Genomic DNA, 18,247 nt, shown 5'->3' with positions numbered 1-18,247 from the left:
GACTTGGCGGTTCTGTCCGCGCTGAGCATAGCTTGCGCCCATCAGTCCCCGCAGTGGGATTGAATAGGGATATGACTGATCCATCGTTGACCGCCAATCCTCCGCACGCCGCGCAGCGTCCGACCACCCGCAGCTTCCATGGCGATGATTTCGTCGACAACTACGAGTGGCTTCGCGAGAAGTCCAGCTCCGAGGTCATCGAGCACCTCAAAGCCGAAAACGACTACACCGATGCAGTCACGGCCGACCAGCAGCCACTGCGCGATGACCTCTTCAACGAGATCAAATCCCGCACCGTGGAAACCGATTTGTCGGTCCCGGTCCGCCGGCGCGGATGGTGGTATTTCACGCGTTCCGCCGAAGGAAAGCCCTACACCGTGCAGTGCCGGGTCAAAGCCGCGGATTCCTCGGACCCGGTCGCCGATTGGACCCCGCCGGTGATCGATGCCAAGCAGCCGCTGCCCGACGAAGAGGTCCTGCTGGATGGCAATGCGCTGGCCAAGGGCAAGCCGTTCTTCTCGCTCGGCGGCATGGCATTGAACGAAGAAGGCAACCTGCTGGCCTACTGCGTAGATAATGCCGGCGACGAGCGCTTCACCCTGTACATCAAGGACTTGCACACTGGGCAGTTATTGCCCGATGTCATTGACGGCGTTTTCTACGGCCTGGCTTTCTCCCCCGACTCCTCCACTGTTTTCTACACCGTCGTTGACGAGACTTGGCGTCCGAATCGGATTCTTGCCCACCGCCTTGGCACCGATGCAGCGCAGGATCAGCTGGTCTTTGAAGAAAATGATCCCGGGATGTGGCTCGGATTCGATCTGAGCCCCGATCGCAAGACCCTGATGATTTCCAGCGGCAACTCCGAGTACTCGGAAACCAGCATGCTGGATCTGACCCGTGATCAGGCGGAGGTGGCCTTGCTGGTTCCCCGCGGCCTGCGGGTGCTGCACGGAATCGACTTGATGCCAGGCACCGGGCAGGCCTTGATTACCCATGACTACCAGGCGCCAAACAACATGGTCTCCTTGGCGGCCTTGGACCAGTTGGGCCAGGACGCCAAGCCAGAGCAGTGGCAGACCGTGGTGGCTCATGAAAATACGACGAAGATCGAGGGCACCGCCTTGACCGGCTCGCATGTGATTCTTTCGGTGCGCCGCGATACCTGCGAACGAGTCCAGCTGATCCCGCTAGAAGGCTTGGGCACTGAAGAACAGGCCCGCGCGCTCGAACCGCAGTTTGAAGATGAGCTGTTCACCGCCTCTCCGACCTTCGCCGAACTCGATGCCCCGCTGATCCGCATCAGCTACACATCTGATTTCACGCCGGCGCGCGTCTACGATCTGTGGCTTCAAGACCAGTTGCTGGTGCTGCGCAAGCAGACTCCGGTCAATGGCTACGACGCCTCCAAGTACCTCTCCACTCGCGAATGGGCCACGGCAGCGGACGGAACCAGGATTCCGCTGACCATCATGCGCCGTTCGGATCTGGATACCTCTGTGCCCCAGCCGGTGCTGATCTACGGCTACGGTTCCTACGAAGCTTCAATGGATCCGGGCTTCGGCATCCCGCGCCTGAGCGTGCTGGATCGCGGCGTCATATTTGTCATTGCGCATGTGCGCGGCGGTGGAGAACTGGGCCGCGACTGGTACCTGCAGGGAAAGAAGCTGCACAAGAAGAACACGTTCACCGATTTCATCGATTCCACCCGGCACCTGATCGATTCGGGCCTGGCGGATCCGAAGCGCATCGTTGCCCTGGGCGGTTCTGCCGGCGGGCTGCTGATGGGCGCCATCGCGAATATGGCTCCGCATTTGTACACGGCGGTCATTGCCCAGGTTCCATTCGTGGATGCACTGACGTCGATCTTGGACCCCGATCTTCCGCTCTCCGCGTTGGAATGGGAAGAATGGGGCAATCCCATCGAAAGCAAGGAAGTCTATGACTACATGAAGTCATACTCGCCTTACGAGAATGTCACCGCCCAGGCCTATCCCAAGATCGCGGCAGTGACTTCGCTCAACGACACCCGCGTGCTGTACGTCGAGCCGGCCAAGTGGGTTGCCAAGCTCAGGGAGCTGGGCACCGGAAGTGCTCCGATCGTACTCAAAACCGAGATGGACGGTGGCCACGGTGGCGCCTCGGGCCGCTATGAATCCTGGAAGTCGAGGGCTTGGGATTATGCCTTTGCCTTGGACTCCTTGGGCTGCACCAAACTCATCTGATTTCTGCCACTGACCAGGAAGGGCGGCCATGCGCCATATCGACATTAAGGTCTACCGCGGCGATTCGTCGGTGCGCCGGTTGCTGGTGCTGGCTGCCGATCCTGTCGGAGAACAAGGCCTGCAAGACCTCCTGGATGAATGCGAGAACCTCCAGGTACTCGCTCACTTCACCAAGGAGGGCGACGTTGCAGCGCTGGCAGCGTATCGGCACAGTGATCAGTATTCGCTGTGCCTGGAATATCTTGCCGTTCTCCCTGAATTCCAGCATCGCGGTTTGGGACGAGCGCTGCTCGAAGAAATTCGCGCCCTGCATCGCAAGATTCTGTGGGCCTCCACGGATGATGACGCCATCGATTTTTACCGCGCACTGGGCTGCGTGATCTCCAATTCGGCAGGAGATCCGCGCTGGCCCGGTGCTGCACGATACTTGTGCACCTTGCCCTATTTGCCGTTGCTGGCCAGCCAGCCCGAGGAAGATCCGGAATATGAGCCGGTCAACGGGCAGCAGACCCGGGGAAATATTCGCATCGAGGAACCCTCGCCGAGATGGCCGCACGACTTCCAGGAACTCTGCGAACAAATCAGCCTGGCCCTAGGGCCTCAAGCGCTGGCCATTGAGCACACCGGTTCCACTTCGGTCCCGGGGCTTCCTGCCAAGCCCATCATTGATATCGCCTTGCTGGTCCCCGATGCCAACGATGAATCAAGCTACGCTCCAGCGCTGGAGCAAGCGGGCTTGGTGTTTTGGCATCGCGAACCCGGTTGGTACGCGCACCGCATGTTCAAGCCGCCTGCCGCCAGTGGGCGCGTGGACGCCAATGTCCATGTTTTCCCCGCAGGCAGCCCTGAGTATCTGCGCATGATGCTGTTCCGCGAGCACTTAAAACTGGATGCTGCTGACCGCAGGGCTTATGCGCAGATCAAGCGACAGGCGGCAGCGCAGCTGCTGGCCGAGCAGGGAGAGGATGCACTGGTCATGGATTACAACCGGATCAAGGAACCCTTCATCCTCGAATTGCATCGAAAACTCTTCGCCCCTTAATCCCGGCGCCTGCCTTCCGCAATAGTTCATAGTTTGCCGCCCGAGAACTTGACTTAGCTCACATTATGTTATTACCTAATGATCGTTCGGTAAATAAATGGGCGAAGGACAATGATGACCAATACACAGGTAGAAGAACCGGTACCCCACGCCATACTGCGCAATGACTACGCGACCCAATGGATGGGCATTAACGTCATCGAAGTTCGCGAAGGGCACGCTGTCATCAGCATGGAACTGCGCCCTGAAATGCTCAATGGATTCGGCATCGGGCACGGCGGAATGATCTTCGCCCTAGCCGACACGGCCTTCGCGCTGAGCTGCAATCCAGCAGAAGGCTCCGATCAGAGCATCACCGTAGCCTCCGGAGCAGATATCAACTTCCTGCGGCCTGCAATTCCGGGACGAACACTCACCGCCACCGGCAAATTGGTCTCGCAACAAGGGCGTAGCGGGGTCTATGACATTACGGTGACCCAAGAATCAAGTGACGGCGCCTTGGAAGTGGTTGCCGAATTCCGCGGACGTTCCCGCACCGTCGCGAAGCCCAGCTAAGGCCGCTCCCCCATTCACTTCTCACGAAAGTTTCAGCATGTCTCAGACACCCAGCCGCGATGCACTTCCGAATCCTCTCGATCCCGAAGAGACCATGAGCCGCGATCAGATCGAAGCCATCCAGCTTGAGCGGCTCAAGGAAACGCTGCACCACGCCTATGCGAATGTTCCGCACTACAAGGAAAAATACGACGCTGCCGGGGTCCATCCGGAGGACCTCAAGGAGCTTGGCGACCTTGCGCTCTTCCCGTTCACGGACAAAGAGGACCTGCGCAAGACCTACCCCTTTGGCATGTTTGCCGTGCCCCAGCACGAGGTCTCCAGAATCCATGCCTCCTCCGGCACCACTGGAAAACCGACCGTTGTCGGCTACACCCAGCAGGACCTGGCAGACTGGGCGAAGCTCGGTGCGCGATGTCTTCGGCTTTCAGGAGTCAAGCCTGGATGGAAGGTTCACAACGCCTATGGCTACGGCCTGTTCACTGGCGGTCTTGGCGCCCACGCCGCCGCCGAACGCCTGGGTGCCACGGTCATCCCGATGTCCGGCGGTCAAACAGATAAGCAGATTTCGCTGATCCAGGATTTTGCCCCGGACGCGATCCTTTGCACTCCCACCTACCTGCTGACTATCGGCGATGCCATGCAGCGCATGGGTCTGGACCCGCGCAGCACCTCGCTGAAGGTCGCAGTCCTCGGCGCAGAGCCATGGACCGAGGAGATGCGCCATGAGCTCGAAGAGATGTTCAACATCGATGCCTGCGACATCTATGGGCTCTCCGAGGTGATGGGTCCCGGCGTGGCCGGCGAATCAAATGAACGCAAAGACGGCAGCCACATCTGGGAAGACCACTTCCGTCCAGAAATCGTTGATGCCTTCGACTCCAGCAAGGTTTTAGGTGACGGCGAACATGGCGAGCTGGTATTCACCTCGTTGACCAAGCAGGCTCTGCCAATTATTCGCTACCGCACCCATGACCTGACTCGCCTCATGCCAGGCAGTGCCCGACCTGGCCACCGCCGCATGGGACGCATCACCGGACGCAGCGATGACATGATCATTCTTCGCGGGGTCAACCTCTTCCCGAGCCAGATCGAAGAGCTGATCCTCAAGGTTCCGGGCCTCTCGCCGCATTTCCAGCTTGTCCTTTCGCGCCCAGGCCGAATGGATCAGTTGTCGGTGAAGGTGGAACGCCGCACGGATGCGCCAGCTGAGCAGGCGCAACATGCCGGGAAGGAACTGGCGAAACTCATCAAGATCCATGTTGGTTCTTCCTGCGCCATCGATGTTGTTGAGCCCGAATCGCTAGAGCGATCCATGGGCAAGCTCAAGAGGATCTATGACCTGCGCAATCAGTAATACGCGCAGGGACATGGAATAATCGATTCATCATGGACACTACCGACACTGCCAGCCGCCCGGTGAAACGCGGGCGCCCCGGGTACGACCAGGACGCCGTATTGAGAATTGCCGTCGAGGCTTTTAATGAATATGGCTATGACGCGACCTCGATGGGCAAGCTCGCCGACCGCTTGGGCATCAGCAAGTCCGCGATTTATCATCACGTTCCGTCAAAGGAGGACTTGCTGCGGCTGGCGCTGGACGCGGCACTCATCCCCCTGGAAGCGGTCAACACCGAAGTGCGCGTGCACGAGGGCAGTGCCGATGAGCGCCTGGAATTTTTCCTGCGCTCGACGATCCGCATTCTGATCGAAAAGCGCCCCTATGTAACCCTGCTCCTGCGCTTGCGGGGCAATACCGAGCTGGAACGACAGGCATTGGAACGCCGCCGTGCGATGGACCGCCAGCTAGCCGAGCTGGTCACAGCTGCGCAAAGCGACGGCAAGCTTCGAGATGATCTTGAGCCGCGTTCCACCGCCCGCCTCCTGTTCGGCACAATCAATTCGATCGTGGACTGGTACCGCGTTGATGGACCGCTCGAAGCTTCTGCGCTGGAAGAACAGGCCGTCTCGCTGCTCTTCCACGGTTTGCACACGGTAGTGAAGTAGGCCAATTTTGAATCCCGCGAATGAGGCTCCCTGCTTTCGGCAGGGAGCCTCATTGGGCATTGCTGGCAGCATGAGCTCAGTTCTTGTGGCGCATCCAACCTTGTAGAATTCTTTGGCTCACAGGATTCACCGTTAGCATCGAAGGGGTGCCTTGTGCACCAGTTGTTGCCAATCGATCGAGTGAAGAGCACCGTGGATTCCATCTTAGAAACCCTGTTCATGGCTACTGCTGACAGCGGTAGTTCCTACGTTCAGATCCTGCTGTCTGCCGCTAGCATGCTGCTAGTTTTCGTCTCCGCAATCCTGCTTGCGCATCGCAATGATTTGGGCTGGTGGACCCTGATCCTCTCGGTTTTTGTCGGCCCGATGATTTCCGCGTTGCAGTTTGATCTCTTGGGGCTGATCTACGCATTCCCGCTGCTGCTGCTGCCGATTTTTGGCCTTTGGCGATTTTCGCAATTCAAGCTCACCGGCAAGTTCAGTCGCGAGGTCACCAAGACGTCCATCACCAGCTGGTCAGCCGCCGGCATGATCGCGGGCTTGATCTTGCTTGTGGCCCTCCGCTTTGGCCCCTTCCTGTTCAACTCCGGCTTCCTGACCGCTACGCCAGAAGTCTGGGTCATGTACTTCGCTGACGCCGCTATTTTCGCTTCCTTCGTCATGATCGCCCGCGGCGTGCGTGAAGGATGGCTGCTGCTGGCACTTGCGGCCATTGCTGATCTGGTGATCTACTTCGTGATTTCGCCAATGCTTGGCATGCTTGGCCTCTACGTTTTCATTGCCCTGGCCGCAGCGTACGGCTACTTCCTGTGGCGCACTTTGCCAGCGGCAGGGTCTGAGCCCGTGCAGGTGGAGCTGAGTGAGGACGAGCTTGCCTTGCAAAAAGCGAAGCAGGCGACCTTGGACAAGATGAACGCTGAAACAGAAAAATAACTGAAGGCAACGTGTTCCCGCACCGTCTTGGAGCGGGAACACTTTTTTGTTGCTAGTTGCGCCAGCTGTCAGCCAGGTTCAGGGATCCGTCGGCTTGCACGGTGGCGGTGCGGTTGCTCCCCGATTCCCAAATGGCATTGCCGCTCTGGTCGTACTTGATGTACTTGTATTCAAACTGCGTCCCGGCAGGAAGGTCTGCCGTTCCGGTCCAGCTGGGGTAGTTCGCCGGCGATAGCAGCACAGCCTTGGCAGGATCCCAGCTGCCTAGTTCTGGCTGGTTGCCAACTATGCGGACGTTCTGTCCCATCGTGGTCTGTGCGGTCACGGCCACGCTGACATCGGCGGTGTCATCCACTGGATCCGGCGTTTGCGATCCGCCGCCGGCTCCATCAGCAAGGGCTCCGATATGCAGCGCCATCGCGCCATAGGCAGGCAGGGTGGCCGTGAATTTTCCGTCCGCTCCCACTGTGACGGTCTTCGAGCAGTCTTCTCCACCCACCACATCGCAGTAGGTTCCAGCCGCCAGGGTACTGGTGTATTCGCGGGTGGTGGCTGCCCCGGTGTTGTTGATAGCGACAAAGCCCTTGTTCCCTCGCCCGTAGGCAATCTGGTTGCTTCCGTCATCCCACCAGTTGCTCACCGCTGCGTCGCCCACAGCGTTGTTGAAGCCGACCATGCCGGTGATTTCATCTTGCCGCTGCTCACAAGTCCAGGATGAAGAATCGCAGCTCGCATTTGGCACCGAGGAATCGCCCGCTCCGGGAGCGCCAACTTCCTTGTCGGTGAAGGTGAAGCCCGAGTAGACCGTGGGCGACCCATAAGGCCAGGAGAGCATGAAGACGTTGGCCAGCAGGTACTTGGCGCCCCACTTGTAGTTCATGGATTCGCCATTGCGTTCGGTGTCGTGGTTGGTGACGAAAACTCCGGCGCGGTCGCTAGCGAGCTTGCCATCGCCAATGAAGCGCAAGTTGGCGATCTGCGCGTCGAAGTCGTGCTTGAGCTGGCGGGAATAGTCGAATTCGTGGGAGTCGCCGCTGCCCAGGTATTCGCTTTCCTGGATCGGCTCTCCCGAGGCGCCGATGACTTCGTGCACCCAGTAGACACCGGAGTTCTTCATCTTTGATTTGATGGCTTCCAGGTCTGTTGCCGGGATGTGCTTCGAGGCATCGATGCGGAAGCCGGAGACGCCGAGCGAAACGAGATCATCAAGGTAGTCGGCGATGTTCTGCTGGACGTAGCTGCTGGAGGTCTTCAGATCCTGGAGGCCTACCAGGCGGCAATGCTGAACTTGCCAGCGGTCAGCGTAGTTGGTGATGTTTGTGCGGCAATCATTAAAGTCTTGAGCCGAGTACTCGGGGAAATAATCTTCGGAGAAGGGCGAGCCAGCGGTGCCGGTGCCGGATTGCCCGGCGCCAGTCATGTGATTGACCACCGCGTCGGCGATGACTTTGACGCCAGCGTCGTTGCAGCTATTGACCATGGCGGAGAATTCCTCGCGGTTGCCGAGCTTGGAGTCCACTTTGTAGCTCACCGGCTGGTAGGAGGTCCACCATGCCGTGCCACGCAGGTGCTCTGCCGGAGGGGAAACCTGGACATAGCCGAAACCTGCCGGGCCGATGCTGGACTGGCATTCCTGAGCCACTGAATTCCAGTTCCATTGGAAGAGGTTGAGGATGACGTCTTTCCCGTCATTGGATGGGGTGGCGGCCTGGGCTGGCGCCGTGAACAACGGCGCGGCGAGCAGGGCCAGCGAGGCGCCCAGGGCCGCGACTGGTTTGGCCCTTCCAGCGCCGATCCGGCGTTTTGTTGATTTGGCACGTGATGGCAAAAGTCCCACAGAAAAGCTCCTTTGATGTGATGAATGGGCTGCGATCCATCGACGCCACTGCGCCGAGATCGCTCAACCACACGCCCCCCATCAACGTGTGACCTGCGACATAACTGTAAGCGTTTTCTGATGCCTTACCAACAAGTAAATTTCTGTAAACACATTAAATCCGCGAAACCAAAAGGATAAATTGCCATAAAATTTTCCGGCCACACTCAAAATCTTCTCTAAAATGGAAACGCTTACATAACTGTTTGAAGACCCGGTGCTCGCATTGAGGCACAAAAAGGGTGGACGCCGCATTCGCGGCATCCACCCTTGAACGGATCGGTTCTTAGACTCCGAAGTTGGCGTAGGTGAGGTTTTCCTTCTCCACCAAGGTCAAGACATCGTAGGTCGCAACAATTTCATCGTTCTGGTTATGCAAGACAGCGTCCCAGGCGACTTCACCGTATTCGTCGGTGACGCGAGGAGTGATCTTCTTGGCCGTGAGCGTCACGCGGATGGAGTCTCCTGCAGCCACCGGCGTGATGAAGCGCAATGACTCCAAACCGTAGTTGGCCAGCACCGGCCCCGGAGCCGGCTCAACGAAAAGGCCAGCAGCCCAAGAGACCAGGAGATACCCGTGGGCCACGATGCCCGGGAAGAACGGATTCAATTCGGCGGCCTTCGCATCGGTGTGCGCATAGAACGTATCGCCGGTCTTCTGTGCGAATTCGCTGATGTCCTCCAAATTCACAACACGAAGGTCCGAGGCGAACCCGTCTCCTATGCGCAGCTCAGCCAGCGACTTGCGGAATGGGTGGGTATTCTTGGCATCGCCACCAAATTTTTCGCATCCCGCCAGGCTCTGCTCAGCCCCTGCATGCCACACCCCGCTCAGGGCAGTGAGCATATTCGGCGATCCCTGCACCGCAGTGCGCTGCATATGGTGCTTGACCGACCGGATTCCACCGAGCTCTTCCCCGCCGCCGGCACGGCCCGGGCCGCCATGCACAAGGTGAGGCACTGGTGAGCCATGGCCGGTGGTTGAACGTGCGGTTTCCCGGTTCAGGATATGCACGCGGCCATGGTGGGCAGCGATGCCCAGAGCCAGCGAACGCACGATATCGGCATCATTGCTGCACACGGTGGCCACCAGCGAGCCGGAGCCCATCGCGGCCAGTTGGACCGCTTCCTCAAGATTTTCGTAGCCAATGACGGAGCTGACCGGGCCAAAAGCTTCACGGGAGTGGACCAATGGGTTGCGGGCGTCGTCCCAGCGAAGAATTACCGGCGACATGAAGGCGCCGGCTTCCGCCACGGCGTCTTTCTCCGGAGCCACGCGCACCGCCGGGGCTTCCAGACGCCCATAGGCCAGCTCGCCACCGGCGTCGATCATGTCTTGAACGGCTGAGCGCACATCGGATAGCTGTTCCAATGACGCGAGGGCTCCCATGGTCACGCCATCGACGCGCGGATCGCCAATAACAACTCGCTCGTCAATTCGCTTGCCGATGCCTGCGATAACCGGATCGACGAGGTGGGAGGGAACAATATTTCGGCGGATGGCGGTGCATTTCTGGCCAGCCTTGGAGGTCATCTCCGTGACGACTGCCTTGATAAATGCTTCGAATTCCGGGCTTCCCTCCTGCGCATCAGGCCCAAGGATAGCCGCGTTGAGCGAGTCGGTTTCTGCCGCAAATCGCACTCCCCCGTCGATGACATTGGGATGGGATTTCAACTTGCTTGCGGTGGCCGCCGAGCCGGTGAAGGCGAACATGTCGCGGTAGTCGAGATGATCCATGATGTCCCTGGCCGACCCCGAAAGCAGCTGCAGGGAGCCTTCGGGAAGGATGCCGGATTCCAGCATCAGGCGGACGGCGGCTTCGGCGAGGTAGCCAGTAGGAGTTGCAGGTTTAACTATGGTGGGAACGCCTGCGATAAAGGCCGGCGCAAACTTTTCAAGCATGCCCCAAACAGGGAAGTTGAATGCGTTGACCTGCACCACCACACCGCTCATCGCAGTGTAGATATGCGTGCCGACAAAGGAGCCGTCTTTGCTTAGCGGTTCGGTGGGACCGTCCAGGATGACGTTGCTGTTGGGCAATTCGCGTCGGCCCTTGGAGGAAAAGGTGAAGAGCACCCCGATACCGCCGTCGATGTCCACCATGGAATCGATCTTAGTGGCACCGGTTTTGAACGAAATCTCGTAAAGATCCTTGCGCCGTTCATTCAGATACAGCGCCAGCTCCTTGAGCTTCAGCGCGCGCTCATGCAATGTCAGCTTGGCCAGCTCCTGTTGCCCGGTACCGCGTCCATAGGCGACCGCTGCTGCCACATCCAATTTGTCATTGGTAACCGAGGCAAGCAGTTCCCCCGTGTTGGCGTCACGAACCTCCGTTCCGCCTCCGGATTCGGGAGTCCACCATTTTCCCGCGATGAAGCTGGGCACTACGCTGATCTGTTTTGTCGACATTGACACAATTCCTTCCTGAACGGTCGGTCAGTATTAATATTAACCATATCAGGAAGAGCGTGACCAAGGACACCCGCAATTGGCGATTTTGGGATCCTGAACCCAAACTCCAACCGCGCAATGAGGGCAATACCTGCAGCGAATCAGCGCTGTACTGCCAGTGAACGCAGGCGCTCGAGATCGCCAGCTTCCATGCCTTGGGCCAGCAGATAAGTGCGCGCTGAACCGATCCAGGCGCAAAAATCCTCCAGTGCCTCAGCACGCTCGCTGATGATTTCCCGCAGTTCTTCCTCGGTGCGATAGCTCTCGTAGGGATGCTTTCGCCCAGAGACCCGGTGCCATTCATTAATGCCCCGCACCGCCAGCTCGTCGTGCACGAGAATGCGATCCGCCAGTCCGGCCAGGTCCAGCAACAGCGTGGCGATCAGCCCCGAGCGGTCACGGCCTGCCGAGCAATGGATGACCGTAGCGCCCTGCGAGTTCGCCAAGTCCTCGAATACCGCACGCAGCTGGCTGCCGAATTCCTCGCAGACCAGCTGATACATGCCCGTGTGATTCATATATGGCACGGCCATCGATTCAAACCGCTGATTGCCCGGTGTTTCCAGCGGCAAGTTCACAAGTTCAATGCCGGCAAGACTGGCGTCCGGAACCTCCGGATCATGTTCGCGCCGATGAATCTCGCTTGGATTGCGCAGGTCAATGACCTTGGTGATGCCATCACCCTGCATTTGGCGCCAGCCTTCCGCGCTCAGCCACTCATGGCGCCCCATGCGGTAGAAGGCGCCACAAATATGCCGTGCGTTCACGGCCCCTGCCCACGGCAAATCCCCGGTTTGCTTTTGGTAGTTCAGGCTCTGGTTCATTCCCCCATTGCAACATATTGATTCGCTGTTGTAGAGTTCTAGTCATTGGTAAACGCCAACCAGTCTATTGAAGGAGGGGTAACGATGATTGCCTACCGCCGTTCCCGGTCATTTTTCCCTTTTTCTAAGGACTTTTCCCAATGCATTTTCCTGCTGGAGACCCATCCACCAGCTCGCGGCTGATTACTCCTGAATCCGCAGATCCTGACACGCAACTCAAATTCCACAGGCACAAGCCCGTCTGGAAAGAGTCGGCCATTGACGAGCCGCCTGCCGGCCAGCGCTATTCCACGTGGCCTTTTGTCGAGAAGGGCTTTCGCGGTCCGCAGCCCTATCCCCTGTGGCTGATCGAGGATGCCGGTGCCATGGACACCGAACTGGGCATTCTCAAAACGGGCAAGGAGGGTGATGTCTTCCTGCTCGAACGCGCCATCGGCGGGCGAACAAGCCTGCTGGCCGCAAAACGCTACCGCTCGCGGGACCGCCTGCAATTCAGTCGATCGCAGGCCTACAGCGATGGCCGATCAGCGCGTCGATCCCGTGACAATCGAGCCATTCGCAACAACTCCGCGTACGGCCGCGACATCGCCGCCTTGCAGTGGGCCAACGCAGAATGGACCTACCTGTTGCGCTGCTACGAGGCGGGCATTCCCGTCCCGTATCCGGTCCAGATTGATGGCACGGAAATCCTGATGGAATTCATTGCGGACCCGGATAATCCGATGGCAGCCGCGCCTCGCCTCCAGCAGCTCACGCGCTTTGACCCGCGGTTGCCCTCGCTGTGGGAGCAGCTCAGCGAGGCCCTGGAAAAGTTCGCCGGCCTGGGAGTGGCCCACGGTGACTTGTCGGCCTACAACCTCCTGGTTTCCGGCGAGCGCCTGGTGGTCATCGACGTTCCGCAGTGCGTGGATCTGGCCGGCAACCCGCAGGGAATGGACTTCTTGCATCGCGACTGCGTCAATCTTTGCGAGTGGTTCTCCTCCAAGGGGCTGTCCCGCGATCCCGATGAGCTTTTTGCCTCGCTGCTGGGCCACCTGTTCTAACCGCCCTGAAACGCCGCAGTCCCCGCCGGTCGCGTGACCGGCGGGGACTGCGGCGTTTCAGGGGCTCGGCTTGGCGAGTCCTACCAGGAATAGAATCCCTGGCCGCTCTTTCGACCCAGCTTGCCCTGGGCCACCATGTCCTTGAGGATCTGCGGTGGCGCAAAGCGCTCGCCCAGCGTTTCGTGCAGGTATTCGGCAATTCCCAGGCGAACATCCAGTCCGACAATGTCCGTGGTCTTCAACGGGCCGGTTGGATGCTTGTAGCCCAGCACCATGGCATTATCGATGTCCTCCGCGCTCGCCACACCTTCTTCAACCATGCGCATGGCCTCCAGCGCGATGGCCACGCCCAGGCGCGATGAGGCAAAACCCGGAGCGTCATTGACGACGACGGGGGTCTTGCCCAGGGCTTGCACCCAACCGCGGGATGCTTCGACCAGATCCTTGCCGGTTTCCTGCCCAATCACCACTTCGATCAGCGTTGAGGCCGGAACGGGGTTGAAGAAATGCAGCCCGAGAAACTTGGCTGGGCGTGCCAGCTCCTTGGCCAGCCCGCTCACCGACAAGGAGGAGGTGTTGGAAGCCAGCACTGCCTCCGCATCCAGCACCCGCTCCACCGCCTGCAATGAAGACACCTTCAGCTCCCAGATTTCCGGCACCGCCTCGATCACCAATTGCGCCGTGGCGAACTGCTGGTAGTCGGTGCTGACCAAGAAGCGTTGCATGATTTCGTCCTTGGCTTCGCTCGCCAGCCCGCGGGCGATGGAGCGATCCACTGATTCTGCGACCCGCTCGCAGGCTGCCTGTGCCGAAGCCTCATCGCGCTCAACGACGACCACGGTGCTGCCGCCCATGAGCAGGGCGTGGGCAATGCCGGCGCCCATGCGCCCGCCGCCAAGCACTCCGCAGCGCTGCGGCAAGTTGCCGGTGGCGCTATTGCTTGTTGCACTCATAGTTACTTCTTCTTTCGATCAAGGAAGGCTTGCATGCGATCAAACTTGGCTTGGGATTCAAAGAGCATTCCCTGGGCCAGGGTGTCAATGACCGGGTGCACTTCGCGCGGGGCATGGAACACGGATTTGGTGATGCGCACGGCCAGCGGGTCTTGGGCCGCGATGCGATCGGCCAGCGCATTGGCCGCGGGCTCAAGTTCCGTGGCCGGATGCAGTTCGGTCACCAGCCCAGCGGCCAGGCATTGCTCGCCGGTGAGCACCTTGCCGGCCATCAGGATTTCCTTGGCCAGCGGTTCGCCGACCAGTTCCTTGAGCCGCCAGGTTGCGCCGGCGGCAGCCATGATGCCCAGATTGGTTTCGGGGTTCCCCATGCGCAGCTCGGGGGTGCCGATGCGGAAGTCAGCTGCGTAGGCCAGCTCGGCGCCACCGCCCAGGGCAAACCCGTCCAGGGCTGCGATCACAGGCATGGGCAGCTTGGCGATGCGATCGAAAATCCCGGAGTTGATCCCGGCGAGCGCGTCATCGCGCCGGCGTTCGCGCAATTGCGAGATATCGGCTCCAGAGGCAAAAATCCCCTTGCTGCCCTTGGGATGCTCTTGGCTCGGCGCCCGGCTGGCGGTTCCGGCCAGGATCAGGATCTTCGGGTTCCTCTCCAGGTAGGCGCATACGGCATGCAGCTCGTCCACCATTTTCTGGTCGATGGCATTGCGCACTTCGGGGCGGTTCAGGCGCACCCAGATCCGGTCGTCGCCCTCGGCCACCTGCAGGGTGTCAAAGTGTTCAGCAGCGCTATCCATGCTTACGCGCCTTCCAGCAGAATTGCCGAGCCCTGGCCAACTCCGACGCACATGGTGGCCACCCCGAGCTTGCGCCCAGTTGTTGCCAGCTCGCGCTCCATGCGGCCCAGCAGCGTGACCACGATGCGCGAACCGCTTGAGCCCAGCGGATGGCCCAGCGCGATGGCTCCACCATCGCGGTTGACAATCTGCGGGTCTACCCCGAGTTCGCGCATGCTGGCCAAGGACTGGCTGGCGAAGGCCTCGTTGATTTCCATGGCGCCGATCTCGCCGATCGAAAGTCCGGCACGGTCGAGCACCTTGCGGGTGGCTGGCACCGGCCCCATGCCCATGATCTCTGGTTCCAGTCCTGCGGATTGGCCATCGATGATGCGGGCCCGCGCAGTCAGTGCGTACTTCTTCAGGGCCCTTTCGGAAACCACCAAAATGGCAGAGGCGCCATCGTTGAGCGACGAGGCGTTTCCCGCGGTGACAACGTGGCCGCCTGCAACCACCGGACGCAATCCGGAGAGAACATCCATGCTGGTTCCCGGGCGCGGCCCTTCATCGGTATCCACGATGGTTTCGCCCTTGCGATGCTTGACCGCCACGGGCACAATTTCGTCGCGGAAGCGCCCCTCTTCGATAGCTGCCATGGCTTTGGCGTGGGATTCGACGGCAAATTGGTCGCAATCCTCGCGGGAGATGCCGTAGACGCGGGCTACTTCTTCTGCGGTCTCCGGCATGGAGAAGGTCGTTTTGCCATCCCGGGATAGCTCGCCGGAGAGGAATTGCGGGTTGGTGAAGCGCCAGCCGATGGAGGTGTCGAAGACGGCTCCGGGCTTGGCAAATGGCTTATCCGGCTTTTCCATCACCCATGGGGCTCGGGACATGGACTCGACGCCGCCGGCAATGACAACATCCGCGGCTCCGGCTTTGACCATGTGGCTGGCCATGGTGATGGCGCTCATGCCCGAAGCGCACAAGCGGTTAACGGTAATACCGGGCACGCTCACTGGCAGACCCGCCAGCAAGGCCGCCATGCGGGCAACATTGCGGTTCTCTTCACCAGCGCCGTTGGCGTTTCCGAGGATCACTTCATCAACCGCGGCCGGGTCGATCCCAGAATCCTGGATGAGGCTGCGAATGGCCAGGGCGGCCAGGTCATCGGGGCGCACAGCGCTGAGTGCTCCCCCATAACGGCCCACCGGGGTACGTGTCCCGCCGACGAGAAATGCTTCAGTCATTTGTACTCCTTGCGCAAAAACTGTTCAGTGATCCTCAACACCTAAACTTACCGACCATTCGTTCAATAATAAAGTCATCGGCCCCAGCAATTTCCAGATTCTTAGAGATCGGACGGAAACCGACTAGCATTCATAGGGTGAGTAGCCAGAATAATTCCGCATTGCCCCAGAAGGTTTCCGACGTATTCGATCCCACGCGTTGGCGAGTGATTGAGGGATTCGACTTCACCGACATCACCTACCATCGCCAGGTGGAACGCGATGAACTGGGCAACATCGTGCGCGATCTGCCAACGGTGCGCATCGCCTTTGATCGCCCCGAGGTGCGCAACGCTTTCCGGCCGCACACGGTGGACGAGCTCTACCGCGCCATGGATCACGCACGCATGACCAGCAATGTCGCCACGATCCTGCTCACCGGCAACGGCCCTTCGCCCAAGGATGGCGGCCATGCCTTCTGCTCCGGCGGAGACCAGCGCATCCGCGGCCGCGACGGCTACCGCTATGCAGAGGGCGAGACCCGCGAATCCATCGACCCCGCCCGCGCCGGACGACTGCATATTCTTGAGGTGCAGCGGTTGATGCGCACCATGCCAAAGGTCGTCCTCTGCGTTATCAACGGCTGGGCTGCCGGTGGCGGGCACTCGCTGCACGTCGTGTCGGACCTGACCATCGCTTCGAAGGAAAACGGCAAGTTCAAGCAGACTGATGCCACCGTTGGTTCCTTCGATGCCGGGTATGGTTCGGCCTTGCTCGCCCGCCAGGTTGGGCAGAAGACTGCGCGCGAAATTTTCTTCCTCGCCCGCGAATACTCCGCAGACGACATGGTTCGCATGGGTGCGGTCAACGAATCCGTAGAACATGAGCGCCTGGAAGAAGTGGCCCTGGAATACGCGGCAGACATTGCCAAGCAGTCCCCGCAGGCCATTCGCATGCTCAAGTTCGCCTTCAACCTGGCCGATGATGGCCTGGCCGGCCAGCAGGTCTTCGCCGGCGAAGCCACCCGCATGGCCTACATGACCGATGAAGCAGTGGAAGGACGCGACGCGTTCTTGGGCAAGCGCGACCCTGACTGGTCCGATTACCCCTACTACTTCTAAGCGGCGGCACCGGCAAAAGGACTACTACATGGACGCACTGCATCAGGAACTGCTCACGGCCTTGGCTGGCGCTGCCAATGACAATGGTCCTGCGGTCGAGGTCATCGCCGATGACACCAGCAGCGCTGGCTGGCGCATCGAGTATCTCGGGGCAGAAGATCTGCCAGGATTCGAGCAGCCCATGGCCGTGGTGCGCACTTCTGGATCAACCGGGCGGGCCAAGCGCACGGTACTCAGCGTGGAAGCCCTGGCTTCCAGCGCCCAGGCGACCGCCGAATATCTCGGTTTCGAAGGCCAATGGCTGTTGGCCTTACCGGTGCACTATGTCGCTGGGCTCAGCGTGCTGACCAGGTCCCTCTTCGCTGGCACCAAACCGGTGATCATGGACTTGGATGGCAGCTTTTCGGCTACCGCGTTCACACAGGCCGCCGGCCAGATGGTGGAAACTCATCGGCTCACCTCCCTGGTGCCTACCCAGCTGGCGCGATTGCTTGATAATCCGGCCCCTGCCACCTTGCAGGCGCTCAAGCGTTTTGATGCCATCTTGCTGGGCGGGGCGCGAGCCAGCAAGGACTTGCTGGTGCGTTCCCGTCACCACGGGCTGAAGATCTTCCAGACTTATGGTTCCTCGGAAACCTCGGGCGGACTGGTCTATAACGGCACAGCTCTTCCCGGAGTTCAGCTGGCCGAGCATGATTCCCGCATCTGGGTTTCTGGCCCGATGCTGGCCGATGGCTATGCCAATGCTCCTGAGGCCACGGCAGAACACTTTGTCGAGCGCGATGGCCGCCGCTGGTACGTTACCGATGATTTGGGCAATGTCCAGGGGCAACGGCTGAGCATTGTCGGCCGCGTTGACGACGTGATCAACACCGGAGGAATCAAGCTTTCAGCATCAAAAATCGAGGGTTTGCTGGAGGAATTCTTCACCCAGACCTTGGTTGTTTCGGTGCCGGATTCGCAGTGGGGCCAAAGCGTTGGCCTAGCCTACTCTGGCCCCACCAAGACCGATGAAGCCTTTGACGCGGTACGCCGTACGCTAGGCAAGGAAGCAGTTCCAAAGCATGTGCGCCACTACCCGCAGGGCCTGCCATTGCTGCCCAACGGCAAGTTCAACCGTCGCTTGATCATTGATGAATTGGCAGTTCGGGACTAGCCTCGATTCGCCATACCCGCATGATCGCGGGAAACTAGAGGGTACGAGTTTTTCTCTT

15 protein-coding genes are annotated in these 18,247 nt (G+C 59.8%); 9 read left to right on the top strand and 6 right to left on the bottom strand.

The window, feature by feature from the left end; all coding sequences use genetic code 11:
- Positions 1-71: 71 nt before the first annotated feature.
- The 6 genes from ACT7DV_RS11115 to ACT7DV_RS11090 all read left to right on the top strand — a co-directional run bounded on the left by ACT7DV_RS11115 (position 72) and on the right by ACT7DV_RS11090 (position 6,762).
- Complete coding sequence (locus tag ACT7DV_RS11115) at positions 72-2,225, top strand: S9 family peptidase (RefSeq protein ID WP_444662582.1); 2,154 nt, start codon at positions 72-74, stop codon at positions 2,223-2,225.
- Positions 2,226-2,253: 28 nt separating this feature from the next.
- Positions 2,254-3,267: a GNAT family N-acetyltransferase gene (locus tag ACT7DV_RS11110; RefSeq protein ID WP_444662581.1), complete on the top strand. Its 1,014-nt coding sequence runs from the start codon at positions 2,254-2,256 to the stop codon at positions 3,265-3,267.
- A 114-nt stretch (positions 3,268-3,381) separates the two neighbouring features.
- Positions 3,382-3,822, top strand: coding sequence for a hotdog fold thioesterase (locus tag ACT7DV_RS11105; RefSeq protein ID WP_444662579.1), 441 nt, complete (start codon positions 3,382-3,384; stop codon positions 3,820-3,822).
- A 37-nt stretch (positions 3,823-3,859) separates the two neighbouring features.
- Positions 3,860-5,179 (top strand): phenylacetate--CoA ligase family protein, encoded by a 1,320-nt coding sequence (locus ACT7DV_RS11100; protein WP_444662577.1) that lies wholly within the window; start codon positions 3,860-3,862, stop codon positions 5,177-5,179.
- A gap of 32 nt (positions 5,180-5,211) precedes the next feature.
- Positions 5,212-5,829: a TetR/AcrR family transcriptional regulator gene (locus ACT7DV_RS11095; protein ID WP_444662576.1), complete on the top strand. Its 618-nt coding sequence runs from the start codon at positions 5,212-5,214 to the stop codon at positions 5,827-5,829.
- A gap of 192 nt (positions 5,830-6,021) precedes the next feature.
- Positions 6,022-6,762: a nicotinamide mononucleotide transporter gene (locus ACT7DV_RS11090; RefSeq protein ID WP_444662575.1), complete on the top strand. Its 741-nt coding sequence runs from the start codon at positions 6,022-6,024 to the stop codon at positions 6,760-6,762.
- Between the two features lie 52 nt (positions 6,763-6,814).
- Here ACT7DV_RS11090 and ACT7DV_RS11085 read toward each other — a convergent pair whose 3' ends face one another.
- From ACT7DV_RS11085 to ACT7DV_RS11075, 3 genes are all read right to left on the bottom strand, one after another.
- Positions 6,815-8,599, bottom strand: coding sequence for a carbohydrate-binding module family 20 domain-containing protein (locus ACT7DV_RS11085; protein WP_444662573.1), 1,785 nt, complete (start codon positions 8,597-8,599; stop codon positions 6,815-6,817).
- Between the two features lie 325 nt (positions 8,600-8,924).
- Positions 8,925-11,048 carry a phenylacetic acid degradation bifunctional protein PaaZ gene (gene paaZ, locus ACT7DV_RS11080; RefSeq protein WP_444662571.1) on the bottom strand — a complete coding sequence of 708 codons (2,124 nt, stop codon included), beginning with the start codon at positions 11,046-11,048 and terminating at the stop codon, positions 8,925-8,927.
- Between the two features lie 143 nt (positions 11,049-11,191).
- The gene (locus tag ACT7DV_RS11075) at positions 11,192-11,914 is read right to left on the bottom strand and encodes a tyrosine-protein phosphatase (RefSeq protein WP_444662569.1); all 723 of its coding nucleotides are present in this window, start codon (positions 11,912-11,914) and stop codon (positions 11,192-11,194) included.
- Positions 11,915-12,054: 140 nt separating this feature from the next.
- Between ACT7DV_RS11075 and ACT7DV_RS11070 the strand changes: the two genes are divergently transcribed.
- Positions 12,055-12,957 carry a serine protein kinase RIO gene (locus ACT7DV_RS11070; RefSeq protein ID WP_444662567.1) on the top strand — a complete coding sequence of 301 codons (903 nt, stop codon included), beginning with the start codon at positions 12,055-12,057 and terminating at the stop codon, positions 12,955-12,957.
- Positions 12,958-13,037: 80 nt separating this feature from the next.
- Here ACT7DV_RS11070 and ACT7DV_RS11065 read toward each other — a convergent pair whose 3' ends face one another.
- The 3 genes from ACT7DV_RS11065 to ACT7DV_RS11055 are packed head-to-tail and all read right to left on the bottom strand — an operon-like array spanning position 13,038 to position 15,933.
- Positions 13,038-13,910 (bottom strand): 3-hydroxyacyl-CoA dehydrogenase family protein, encoded by an 873-nt coding sequence (locus tag ACT7DV_RS11065; RefSeq protein ID WP_444662565.1) that lies wholly within the window; start codon positions 13,908-13,910, stop codon positions 13,038-13,040.
- 2 nt (positions 13,911-13,912) lie between these two features.
- On the bottom strand, positions 13,913-14,707 hold the full coding sequence (locus ACT7DV_RS11060) for an enoyl-CoA hydratase/isomerase family protein (RefSeq protein ID WP_444662564.1): 795 nt from the start codon (positions 14,705-14,707) through the stop codon (positions 13,913-13,915).
- Positions 14,708-14,709: 2 nt separating this feature from the next.
- Entirely contained in the window at positions 14,710-15,933 is a 1,224-nt protein-coding gene (locus tag ACT7DV_RS11055; protein ID WP_444662562.1) for a thiolase family protein, read from the bottom strand.
- Between the two features lie 137 nt (positions 15,934-16,070).
- Between ACT7DV_RS11055 and ACT7DV_RS11050 the strand changes: the two genes are divergently transcribed.
- On the top strand, positions 16,071-17,033 hold the full coding sequence (locus tag ACT7DV_RS11050; RefSeq protein WP_444662561.1) for a 1,4-dihydroxy-2-naphthoyl-CoA synthase: 963 nt from the start codon (positions 16,071-16,073) through the stop codon (positions 17,031-17,033).
- Between the two features lie 28 nt (positions 17,034-17,061).
- Positions 17,062-18,189 carry an AMP-binding protein gene (locus ACT7DV_RS11045; protein WP_444662559.1) on the top strand — a complete coding sequence of 376 codons (1,128 nt, stop codon included), beginning with the start codon at positions 17,062-17,064 and terminating at the stop codon, positions 18,187-18,189.
- Positions 18,190-18,247 lie beyond the last annotated feature (58 nt).

Origin of the sequence: Glutamicibacter sp. TV12E (genome assembly GCF_052441935.1) — a bacterium.
Classification (GTDB): domain Bacteria; phylum Actinomycetota; class Actinomycetes; order Actinomycetales; family Micrococcaceae; genus Glutamicibacter.
The sequence above is the reverse complement of the archived record's forward strand: the minus strand, read 5'-3'. Positions and strand labels throughout refer to the sequence as shown.

Coding starts and splice junctions, on each gene's coding strand:
- ACT7DV_RS11115 (WP_444662582.1), top strand. CDS start 72: ATGACTGATCCATCGTTGACCGCCAATCCTCCGCACGCCGCGCAGCGT.
- ACT7DV_RS11110 (WP_444662581.1), top strand. CDS start 2,254: ATGCGCCATATCGACATTAAGGTCTACCGCGGCGATTCGTCGGTGCGC.
- ACT7DV_RS11105 (WP_444662579.1), top strand. CDS start 3,382: ATGACCAATACACAGGTAGAAGAACCGGTACCCCACGCCATACTGCGC.
- ACT7DV_RS11100 (WP_444662577.1), top strand. CDS start 3,860: ATGTCTCAGACACCCAGCCGCGATGCACTTCCGAATCCTCTCGATCCC.
- ACT7DV_RS11095 (WP_444662576.1), top strand. CDS start 5,212: ATGGACACTACCGACACTGCCAGCCGCCCGGTGAAACGCGGGCGCCCC.
- paaZ (WP_444662571.1), bottom strand. CDS start 11,048: ATGTCGACAAAACAGATCAGCGTAGTGCCCAGCTTCATCGCGGGAAAA.
- ACT7DV_RS11075 (WP_444662569.1), bottom strand. CDS start 11,914: ATGAACCAGAGCCTGAACTACCAAAAGCAAACCGGGGATTTGCCGTGG.
- ACT7DV_RS11070 (WP_444662567.1), top strand. CDS start 12,055: ATGCATTTTCCTGCTGGAGACCCATCCACCAGCTCGCGGCTGATTACT.
- ACT7DV_RS11065 (WP_444662565.1), bottom strand. CDS start 13,910: ATGAGTGCAACAAGCAATAGCGCCACCGGCAACTTGCCGCAGCGCTGC.
- ACT7DV_RS11060 (WP_444662564.1), bottom strand. CDS start 14,707: ATGGATAGCGCTGCTGAACACTTTGACACCCTGCAGGTGGCCGAGGGC.
- ACT7DV_RS11055 (WP_444662562.1), bottom strand. CDS start 15,933: ATGACTGAAGCATTTCTCGTCGGCGGGACACGTACCCCGGTGGGCCGT.
- ACT7DV_RS11045 (WP_444662559.1), top strand. CDS start 17,062: ATGGACGCACTGCATCAGGAACTGCTCACGGCCTTGGCTGGCGCTGCC.